The 10,904-nt window shown below is 50.2% G+C and carries 5 protein-coding genes and 1 pseudogene; 1 reads left to right on the top strand and 5 read right to left on the bottom strand.

The window, feature by feature from the left end:
• The 5 genes and pseudogenes from R6U67_RS02560 to R6U67_RS02540 all read right to left on the bottom strand — a co-directional run.
• Positions 1-567, bottom strand: a pseudogene (locus R6U67_RS02560) (hypothetical protein); the annotation flags it as partial.
• Positions 568-816: 249 nt separating this feature from the next.
• Positions 817-1,239 carry a hypothetical protein gene (locus R6U67_RS02555; RefSeq protein WP_410251099.1) on the bottom strand — a complete coding sequence of 141 codons (423 nt, stop codon included), beginning with the start codon at positions 1,237-1,239 and terminating at the stop codon, positions 817-819.
• A 35-nt stretch (positions 1,240-1,274) separates the two neighbouring features.
• A complete protein-coding gene (locus tag R6U67_RS02550) occupies positions 1,275-2,096 on the bottom strand; it encodes an RAMP superfamily CRISPR-associated protein (RefSeq protein WP_410251098.1) in 822 nt (273 codons plus the stop codon).
• A 53-nt stretch (positions 2,097-2,149) separates the two neighbouring features.
• Entirely contained in the window at positions 2,150-3,178 is a 1,029-nt protein-coding gene (locus R6U67_RS02545; RefSeq protein ID WP_410251097.1) for a CRISPR-associated protein, read from the bottom strand.
• Between the two features lie 60 nt (positions 3,179-3,238).
• A complete protein-coding gene (locus R6U67_RS02540) occupies positions 3,239-4,903 on the bottom strand; it encodes a Cas10/Cmr2 second palm domain-containing protein (RefSeq protein WP_410251096.1) in 1,665 nt (554 codons plus the stop codon).
• A gap of 604 nt (positions 4,904-5,507) precedes the next feature.
• Here R6U67_RS02540 and R6U67_RS02535 point away from each other — a divergent pair.
• Positions 5,508-10,817 (top strand): PAS domain S-box protein, encoded by a 5,310-nt coding sequence (locus R6U67_RS02535; protein ID WP_410251095.1) that lies wholly within the window; start codon positions 5,508-5,510, stop codon positions 10,815-10,817.
• Positions 10,818-10,904: the final 87 nt, after the last annotated feature.

The following is a 10,904-nucleotide window of genomic DNA, read 5'->3' as shown; positions in this document are numbered from 1 at the left end:
ACTCGAAATCCCGAATCGTAACGTCGGGTGAAACAGCGACATCATAAAAAAGGCACTGTGGGCCGCCTGTTCCTCCACCTGCCAATTTTTCTGGGGGTGAACCAAATCGACAAGGTCGCTTTTATCTTTCCAATGATTAACAGGATAGGCCCCATGAAAACGAAGAATCCCCGGTTGAGTCTGTCGTGTTCCATCAACCACCACCTCACCACCGCAATACTGGAGAATGCGCTGGGGAAACACCTGCTTACAGGCGCGCCGAAAGGCCCCTTTCATACTCGAACCGGGATAAAACGGGCAACCCGTACCACTAATTACCGGGCGAATAATGCTATCATCCTGGCCGCTATTGGTGACAAAGCGCCAGCTAATTTGATACTCCTTGGTTTTGACCCCTTCCGGGAACTCAGGAGCGTCTTGTAATGCGCCCCGCAACCACTCTTTCACCCAAATATAGGCTTGATTATGGGCGGCATCGTCTCCTTTTAGGTCGGGATTAATGCGTTGAACTTGAGAGCGTCCTTCAATTTGGGCGCGAAAGGCTAGGGGAACTCGGTCAGCATTCATAGTGACGTTAAAGGATAAAGGATAAAATTTGGAGATCCTAGAATGGAGACGGATAAAAAGGGTCTTCTGGGTTCAGTGTAATCCGCCAAAAATATGGCGGATTATATCTGTTGCTGTAGGGGCGAAAAATCCCCTCCTGGGAGGGGCTAGGGGTGGGTTCCTCTACAATTTTGTCTCCCCGGCAATAAATTACAGCCTATATTCTAAAGACCCCACAAAAATTGCCAACCCTGAGAATAAATGGGGGAATTAGGATTTGTAGCGTTGCGTCCACCAAATAGCACAATCGCAAAGTTGGGTTAGGATAGCAAGGGCAATTTTGCGATGGTCTTGGTCGAACTCCCAGAGATTAGTGGCATCGTTGGGTAGGGCAATTCCTGCATCTTGAAGAATCGTCGCTAAGGTGTGCCACATCGCTCGCCAGTATGCCGCTTTGTCGCCATCCAAGCGATGCTGTTCCCCCCAAAATCGTTCTAAGCCAAACGCAACAGTACTACGCATTTTATGCACTTGATTGAGAATCTCATTATCCAACTCTTTCCGTTGAAACACCAAATCGTGAGCGTAGCGATCAAGGGAATAGGTTTCCCAGCCAACCTCCGGGGACTGATTCGTCGTGGACGTCGCCTGAGACATTTTCTTCTTGTTCTTTTTATCTTTCGGTTTAGCCATGATTTTAAGATCTGTCGATTCAAACGTGAACAGCATTAAGTTTGGGGCAATTGACGATGAAGCCTGACCCAACAGTGACCGAAGCCAATCGACTCCAACCCACCCAAATACATCTCATCTTCATTGATGGTGTTATCCCCAAACGGCGGCCAGTCTCGTAACTCCTCCTCCCGCCGTAACGCCACCGGAAAGACCATAATTGTGCTTTCAGGTAACGCTTCCGTATTAAAAAATTGACCCCCCTCCACCTTTTTTTCCTCATCGCAAAGTTTGACCCGACTTTGACGATAAAGAGCCATATCATGAATCATCCCGATTTCATCGTCCGCCACGATGACCGCCGGACGTTCCTTTCGATCTGGAAACCAATCCTGCAAATTGTCTTTCGCACCGAGTTTGAGAAAACCAAAGTTGAAAAACAGCTTGTACTGACCATCAATCTGTAGCGCGTTGAGGCTGTCAGAGGCGGTGTAAAGGTCTGGTAATTCCGCACTTATTCCCGTAATGCGTTTATAGCGTTGCAACAGACGTGGACAACTGACCCAAACCACCGGTTGACCGGGACAAAACACCGGAAGCCAGACGATGGACGCATACTCAAACTTCACCCGAGATTCCGTGGTACTGTCGGGGACTCCCGGTTCGGCTTCATGTCCATACCAGTACTGTTCATCTTGGCCGTCCTGAAAGCGCATTTCCGCGCGAAAGCGACCGCGCAGGGAACTTCCGGGGATAATCCCAGTTTGAGTGAAGGGGTCACGAAAAATCAAATTGAGATTACCGCTTTCCTCTCCAGCGGTGGCGCCAACGTGGAGGGGAGACAGGGTTTCGATAATTCCGTAAGCTTTTTGATACATTAGTGTTATGTGAAGTCGTGTTTGAAGGGGTACTGCAATAATCGTTGAAAGGACTACAAACCAGTAACATTGAGAGGGAGGCCAAGGCCACAACCGATGTGCTTGAGGCTATATCCTTCCTTGGGATACCAGGCTTCGGGACTCTCCCACCAGGTCTGGTTGAGAGGGTCATCGAAGATGTACACAGCGCCGGCTTTGACAGCGTAGCGTCCTCGTCCTAAGCGTCCCGTGTCCCGGCTTCCGTCCGCTTTGCTGCGTCCACCGGCGCGAAAGCGAAAGGGAACGGCTTTGGCGGTGAGTAACCATCGCGGTTTGGGGAAATCGGGATGTTGGGAGTAGCGGTGAGAGAGACGATTCGACCCCCAAACTCCTGGGGTGAGGAGAGCGAAACTGCGGCGGATGGGTTGTTGTAGCAGGGAGACCAGGGGATGGCTATCCTTGAGTTCGTGAGATTCGATTTCGACGAGATGGTTTTCGCCGCCAAAGCGATACCATCCCGCTTCCAAGGGAACGGTGGAGAGGTACAGAAGACAGGCGTTGTCATCGAGTTGGACGGCGTTTTCGAGAAATAAGCCGTCTTTGTCGCGCACACATCGTTCGTTGGCTTTCAAGCGAGGATGAAGCATGGAGAGATATTTCCAAGGCTCTTTGGCGACGGCATTTTGTTGTAATAAGGTCTGGGAATCTTGGTTCCAGGCGGATAGTTTTTGCCATTTAAATGCGGGTATCATCTCAGAATCGGGGTTCGACTGTTGCCAGCCGTTGTCGTGCAGTTCCCAGGTGTTGACCTCGGCGTTGCCAATCATCTTTGTCGAAGGGAGCGGCACGTAAAACTCTTGGGAGGCTTTAAATTCATCTAGGTTTGCCCAAAATGGACCGGCGACAAAAAGATTTTCGCTCAACTCCTCTTGACTGGTAAATTTTTGGGATTTATTGGCGCTAAAGATGAGTCCAGAAAGGGTGTAAGCATCGGGAGGAAATTTAGTTTGAGCGCGTCCAACGAGGTTTTCTGGGGAGAGAAAGCCACCGGCGCTGGCGTAGAGGAAACCCAGGGGTTGAATGGTGATGAGATAGCGAAACATAATTGAGGGATAGAGGGGGAAATCAGGTCAATTTAAGCAGGTTAATTTAATCGGGTTAATTTAACGACGGAAATGCCAACCGATGGACACCAGTTCGTCAAACCAGTTGATGAAGGCTTGCTGTACGCGATTTTGAGTCCAGTGAGGGGGTGGGTTGGTTTCAAAGAGTTCTTGGAAGAGGTAATCGCCTAATTTTCCGGGTTCAAGGTGGGTGAAGGGAGCGCACGTTGGCTTAAAATAAATGTTAGCCAGGGCGATCGCGATCGCCACATCGCCATGACCTGACCGTTCATCCTCCCACTCATCTGAATCGAAGTCGTCTGAACGGGAACTGGTGGCGATCGCATGTCGTGCTTTCAGTTGCGCCATGTCGTTATACAAATGTCCCCAATTTTGTCCACCATCGCGATCGCAATAGCAGTCAAGAATCGAGAGATAGGACCAAGGACAAGTCCATTGCACAAACTGGCCGCTATTAAAGACCACGCGCAGAGTGAGGCGATCGCGTCCGAGGTTCTTAGAGCGTCTCTCCGCTTCCCGACAATGCTGTAAAATATCCCGTTGTGGGACGCTATGACCCGCCCAAACAAAGCCAACACTCAGACCAATCTTTTGACCATGTTCTTGCCATTTTTCCGGAAGGTGTTGCAGCCAATTCCAGGAATTGACCTTTAAGGTTTGGGTCGCCTCATGTAAGGCGTTCCCGGTTAAATCAGTCGTTCTATCGTACACGACCCCGAGGAAATCATCCCCACCCGCATAAATAACACGACCGAGCGATTTAGGAAAATTTTGCTCGAATTGTTTGCCCCAATGTCGCATTTCCTCGCTAAAGTCTTTCAAGGTGCGATCGGCATTTTCCCCATCTCCCAATTGCTTGAGATGGTCGCCGACTTTATCGCCATCCCCCATAAACCAACCCGTCCAGCGTCCGGGGGTTTGGGTGTCCGGGTTCGGATGTCGGATAACATCGGAGAAATTTCGCTCTAGTCTGGGGAAGTCGTCGCCGATTTTTGCAGCAATTTGAGGATGAGTGACCAACCGTTTGACCAGTTCGGGAATACTGACCCGTTCTGAAGCGTCTAGGAATTTTCCTTCTGGGATTTCGTCGCGTCTTTTTCCTTCCAAAACCGCTGCAAGTTGCTGGTAAAAGTGAGCGATGGTGTCGTGTTCTTCTCTGTAGCGTAAAAACTTGGGATTGCGGCGAATTGAACCGAGTTCGTTCCAGGCGATCGCATCAGTTCCCGATAAACTCGAACTTTCACCAATCCAATTGACTGCACTCCAATCTCGCCCCAGTTTTCGTCGTTCCAAGTCATACATCGCCTCAGAAATGCTCTCGCCCCAACCCCAGAAAATTTCCCAACTGTGGTGTCGCCAAAGCGTCCATTCTCGCTCCCAGTGATAGTCATAATCGCCAAGTTTTTCCTCAACCCAATCTTGACAGTCTTTTAACAAAAGACTCCAACCATCAAATAGGGCTTTACGAATGATATCTTCGGGTAAGATCCCTTTAATTAAGATACGGTTCGGAAGTCCTTTTGTGGTCTTAGGGTCGCCAGGACAAATCACCGAAATTGACTCGCTCTGTGCTTCCGCTGCGTTGGTAATTTGTCGGCTGAGGTAGGAGAGAATTAAAGACGCACCGTAGAGATCGCGCAGTTTACGGGATTTTTCGATGAATCCCTGAACAGGAGCAAATGTGGTAGCAGTATATCCAGACATAACGCCAATAGAATTGGGGAACACTGTTGTTTAAAGAACCTGTTTAAAGAACCTGTTTAAAGAACCTGTTTAAAGAACGCCGGAAGACCACTTGACCACCGCATAACGGCTTGAGGTGAGTCGTCGCAGACAGTCATGAGCAAATGGGCCGCGTTCAGGTCTGATGATGACGGGACTTCTGGAACCTTAATCTATCTCTCAGGAAAATTGCCAATCGTTTACGAAAAACTGCCCTGATTGTCATAAATATTAACATCAAGACGCGAGATTAAGGGAGACTTCGCAACCAATGGCTGGGGAGATTCACCGAGCGAAAGAGATGTTGTGTAGGAGCCGTTTCCCCCTGTCGCCTGTCTAATTGGGGTTATGATTTTTATAGCTGTCACGGACTGGCCGTTGCCCGTTCAACCGGACGATTCAGCAGCGGAACCTGTCAGTGACCATTAAGCTTAAAATGTCCAACAGAGCGGTGACAAGATGTCCCCCTCGACGTTTGTTTGCAGACCTAAGCCAAGTATTGAGACTTGAAACTCGCTAATTGAGAAGTAATTTCAAGAGTTTTCTATTATGCTGTAGTTAGATATCTCCCGATTAGCGCGTTCCTATGTCTAGTTCCTATGGTAATGACGATTTGGCGGCCCCTGAGTTAAGAGCGGCGATTCTGCCTCATCCCCTGGTGATCGCTCCTGATGCGACCGTCGGCGAGGCGATCGCCGCCATGAGCGGTTTTCCCGATTCAGGAGCCTCAGACTTAGACCGCCACGGCGATCGCCCCGCGTCTTCGAGTTGCGTTGTGGTTGTGGTGAACACCGATCAGATTGTTGGTATTCTCACCGAACGGGATATTGTTCGTTTGAGCGCCCAAAACCAACTGTTTGATCATCTCCCGGTGCGTTCGGTCATGACTCAGCCCGTCGTGACCCTGAAAGAGTCAGAGTTAACGGATATCTTTAACACTCTCAGCGTTTTACAACAGCATCGTTTGCGCCATTTGCCCATTGTCGATGACCAAGAGCGCCTCATTGGTCTGATTGGCTACGAAAGCCTGCAAAAACTGACCCGTCCCGTAGATTTGATGCGATTGCGGTTGGTGGGGGAAGTGATGACCCGCCATGTCATTACCGCACCAGCCGATCGCCCCCTCCTAGACATCGCTCAATTATTGGCGCAAAACCGCATCAGTTGCGTGGTTCTGTCCCAGCCCCACCATCCCCCCGATACCGCCAGAGAGCGTCCGGTGGGCATTATCACCGAGCGGGATATTGTGCAATTTCAAGCGGTCGGAGGGAGTCTCACCGAAACCCGCGCCCAAGCGGTGATGAGTTCTCCCCTGTTTACCGTTCACGCCGATGACAGCCTCTGGGCCGCCCAGCAACAGATGGAGGAACGGCGGATTCGGCGGGTGGTGGTCACCTCAGATGAGGGGGAGCTAGTGGGACTTGTCACCCAAACTACCCTTCTACGGGCGTTTAACCCCATTGAACTCTATTATTTGGCAGAAAACCTCAAACAGCAGGTCAACCGCTTAGAAGCCGAAAAACTGGCGCTGCTGGAATCTCGTAACCGGGAACTGCAAGTCGAGGTGGCGACACAAACCCAGAGGATTCAATCTCAAGCCCAGCGCGATCGCCTGCTGCTGCATATTTCCACAACCATTCGCAATTCCCTAGACTTAGCCACCATTCTCCAGACCGCCGTGGATGAAGTGCGGCAGGTGTTGAGCTGCGATCGCGTCATTATCTACCAACTTGAAGACAATTTGAACGGTGTCGTCATTGCCGAATCGATTATTGCTGGCGGTCGGTCCGTGTTGCACAGTGAAGCCAATGACCCCTGTGTGACGCCAGAGTGGCTCGAACCCTATCGCCAAGGTCGCGTGCGGGTGGTGCGAGACATTTATGATGAGTCCATGACCCTGTGCCATCAGGAGCTGTTATTGAGCTTTGATATTCGGGCTAAGCTGATGGTGCCGATTGTCGTCGATGAGCGCCTCTGGGGGTTGATGATCACCAGTCACCGAGATCAGCCCCGAGATTGGCAAACCGGGGAAATCGAACTCTTGCAGGCCCTCTCGATCCAATTGGCGATCGCCCTCAAACAAGCCACCCAACATCAACAACTCCAGAACGAGATTAACCAGCGCCAAACCGCGCAACTGGCCCTAGCATCTTTAAATAGCGAACTTGAAAGCCGAGTCGAGCAACGCACCGCCGAGTTACAAGCTCGCGAAGCCCGCTATCGTGGCCTCATGGAAGGCGCGAGTGATGCCATTCTCCTAGCCAGCCCCGATGGCTACCTCCTCGAAGTCAACCGCGCCGCCGAAGAGTTATTTGGCTACTCCCGCGAGGAGTTCAACGGAGAGGGAACAGAGCGATCGCCCCTACATTTCAGCCAACTCCATCCCCCCGAGGAATTAGACCGCATTCTCAAGGATTTTGAGCGGATTTTTGAGCAAAAACAGCTTTGGGTCTTAGATACCCGGATTCTCAAGGCCGATGGCTCAGAGATTCCCGTTGATATCTCAGGAAGCCTGATTAAAGTGGGCCAGACCCATATTGTCCAAGGGATATTCCGGGATATTCGCGATCGCGCCGCCTTTGAGGAAAAACTACGCAGCAGTGAAACCGAGTTACGCAGCGTCTTTGAAGCCATGGGGGATCTCATTTTAATCATTGCCCCCGATCGCGATGAAGTGCGAGTGATGCCCACCCGCCACCAAATGCTCGACCCCCAAGCCACCGAGATTCTCAATCAAACTCTCGATTTTCTATTTCAAGAAGAATCAAAATCCCGCAGTCAATCGCCGATTGTGGAAGCCTTAACCACGGGAAAAACGGTGTCATTTGAGTATCAAATCGACCTGGAGCATCGTAGCATCTATTTTGAAGCCAGTATTTCTCCCATGAGCGATCGCCAGGTGATTTGGGTCGCCCGGGATATGACCAAACGCCAACAAGCCGAGGCGGAAATTTTCCAACTCTCCCAACGGCTCAAAATTGCCTTATCTTCGGGAAACATCGGCTTTTGGGATTGGGATATTCGCCAAAATCAAATTACTTGGGATGGGCAGATGTATGCTCTCTACGGGGTTAATGATTCGTTAGAGTCGTCGAACCCAGAATCCGTAGTCACTTACGAAGTTTGGGCTAATGGCGTTCATCCCGACGATCGCCAAGCCGCCGAAGACCTCCTCCAGAAAGCCGTTGTAGGGGGAGCCGACTATAACACGGAATTTCGCGTCCTGCATCCCGATGGCAGCCTCCACTATATTAAAGCCTCTGGGTTAGTGGTTCGGGATGAAGCCGGTCAGCCAAGCAGCATGATTGGGGTGAATTTAGATATCACCGACATCCGCCAAGCTCAAGCCGCTTTACAAGCCAGTGAAACTCGTTTTCGGCGTGTATTTGACTCCAACGTAGTGGGGATGATGTTTACCAATTTTGCCGGAGACATCATCGAGGCGAATGATCGCTTTTTAGAGATGTTGGGCTATAGCCGCGCCCAAGTCGAGGCGGGTTTAATGAACTGGTCAGAAATCACCCCCCCTGACTATCGAGAACAGGATTTGCAGGTGATTGAACATCTACGCCAATCGGGATTTATTCACCCCTTTGAAAAGGCGTATCGGCATCACGATGGACATTTGGTGTTTGTGTTAATTGGGGTAGCAATGTTATCTCAAACCGATGAGAGTTGCGTTTGTGTAGTGGTGGATATTAGCGCCCAGAAAGCGGCACTTCAGGAACGCACCAAAGCAGAACAGGCTCTGCAAGAAAGTAAACTGCGCTTAGAACTAGCTCTCGACTCGGCCAATACAGGACTCTGGGACTGGAATATGCAGGCCGGGACCATGTGGTTTAATAAACCATGGAAATCCATGCTGGGTTATGAGGAGCATGAGATTGAGAACAAGTTGACGGAGTGGGAAAATCGGATTCATCCTGACGATTTAGGCAAAATTCACGAGGACGTAGAGCGACATATTCAAGGGCAAACGGAGCTATACTGTAATGAACATCGTGTGCGTTGTAAAGATGGTTCCTATCGCTGGATTTTAGCCCAAGGGCGCATTGTAGACCGGGATGCTGAGGGACAGCCCCTGCGGTTTATCGGCACTCATACCGATATTAGCGATCGCAAAAAAGCCGAACAAACCATTGAGCAGCAAGCGCAACGAGAACGGCTCTTGCGAGAGACCAATCAACGCATCAGTCAATCCCTGGATTTACCCACCATTTTTGACACCGCCTGTCGAGAGATTAACAATTGTCTCAACGCAAGTCGGGTGGCAATCTTTAAGTTTCATTCTAACTCTAGTCGCCATGAGGGTGAGTTTGTGGCCGAGTCGCTGACGAATCGTTTTCCTTCCTTGCTCGGAGTTCATCTCCAAGATTATGGTTTTGGGGAAAACGATGCCCGTCTCTACGCTCAGGGACGGTACAATCTCGCTGAGGATATTGAGAGCAGTACCGTTAAAGACCCTGATATCCGGCTATTATGTCAGTTTCAGGTACGGGCTAACGTGGTGATGCCGATTCTCTGTCAAGATACCTTATGGGGACTATTGTGCATTCATCAATGTGATGGCCCTCGCTCTTGGCAACAGTCGGATCTTGATTTGGCGCAGCAATTTTCACTCCAGTTGGCGATCGCCATTCAGCAATCCCACCTATTTGAGCAGTTGCAACAGGAACTCAGCGAACGTCAACAGGCCCAACAACAGCTTACTCAACGCAACGAGGAACTCATCCGCGCCACTCGCCTCAAGGATGAGTTTCTGGCCAACATGAGTCATGAACTACGCACCCCCCTCAACGCAATTCTGGGAATGACCGAAGCGTTGCAAGATGAGATCTTTGGCCCCGTGACTCCCCGACAAGAAAAAGCCCTAGAAACCATCGATGGGAGTGGATCTCATCTGTTGGCGTTGATTAATGATGTATTGGATGTGGCCAAAATTGAGTCGGGCCAGGTGGACTTAGACTGTTCTCCCACGGCGATCGCACCCCTGTGTCAATCAAGTCTCACGTTTGTCAAACAGCAAGCTCTCAAGAAGCAGATTCAACTGACCGTCGATATCCCCGCCAATCTGCCGGATATTGTCCTCGATGAACGACGAATTCGCCAAGTCTTAGTTAATTTGCTCAATAATGCCGTTAAATTTACGCCCGAAGGGGGACATATTACCCTACAAGTCACATTAACGACTCCCGGTTCTGAAGCCGAAGACCGCCGCTATCTCCGCTTTTCCGTCATCGATACGGGAATTGGCATTACCCCCACCAATATCAAAAAACTGTTTCAACCCTTTATACAAATTGATAGCGCCCTCAATCGCCAATATGAAGGGACTGGCTTAGGGTTAGCGTTGACAAAACGCATTGTTGAGTTACATGGCGGTGAGGTGGGAGTCACCAGTGAGGTAGGAGTTGGCAGTTGTTTCACGCTCGATTTACCCTATCAGGCGAGTGTCAGACTTCCCAATACCTCAACCTCTCATCCAAGCAAACCCTCTAACTCAATTGAGCAGACATCAACCGAGTCTCCTTTAATTTTGTTAGTCGAAGATCAAGAGGCCAATATCAACACCATGTCGAGTTATTTAACCGCTAAAGGCTATCGTTTGGAGCTGGCCAAAAATGGTCAGGAGGCCATTGATCAGACTCTGGCTCTATCCCCGAATCTAATTTTAATGGATATCCAAATGCCGGGAATGGACGGCTTAGAGGCGACACAACGCATTCGCGCCATGTCTCAGTTTCTCTCCACTCCCATTATTGCTCTGACGGCTTTGGCCATGGAAGGCGATCGCGATCGCTGTCTAGCCGCCGGAGCAACGGATTATTTAAGTAAGCCCGTTCGACTCAAACAACTCGTCGCCATGATTCAACAATACTTAACCCCGAATAACTGATAACAATCAGCAGCTATTTCTTGCCTAATTTAGATTTCCCTCCTCTCCCCTCCTCTCCCCTCCTCGTGTCATGGCACCTCCCCTCCC

The organism is Sodalinema sp. (assembly GCF_046483825.1).
Lineage (GTDB): Bacteria > Cyanobacteriota > Cyanobacteriia > Cyanobacteriales > Geitlerinemataceae > Sodalinema.
The sequence above is the reverse complement of the archived record's forward strand: the minus strand, read 5'-3'. Positions and strand labels throughout refer to the sequence as shown.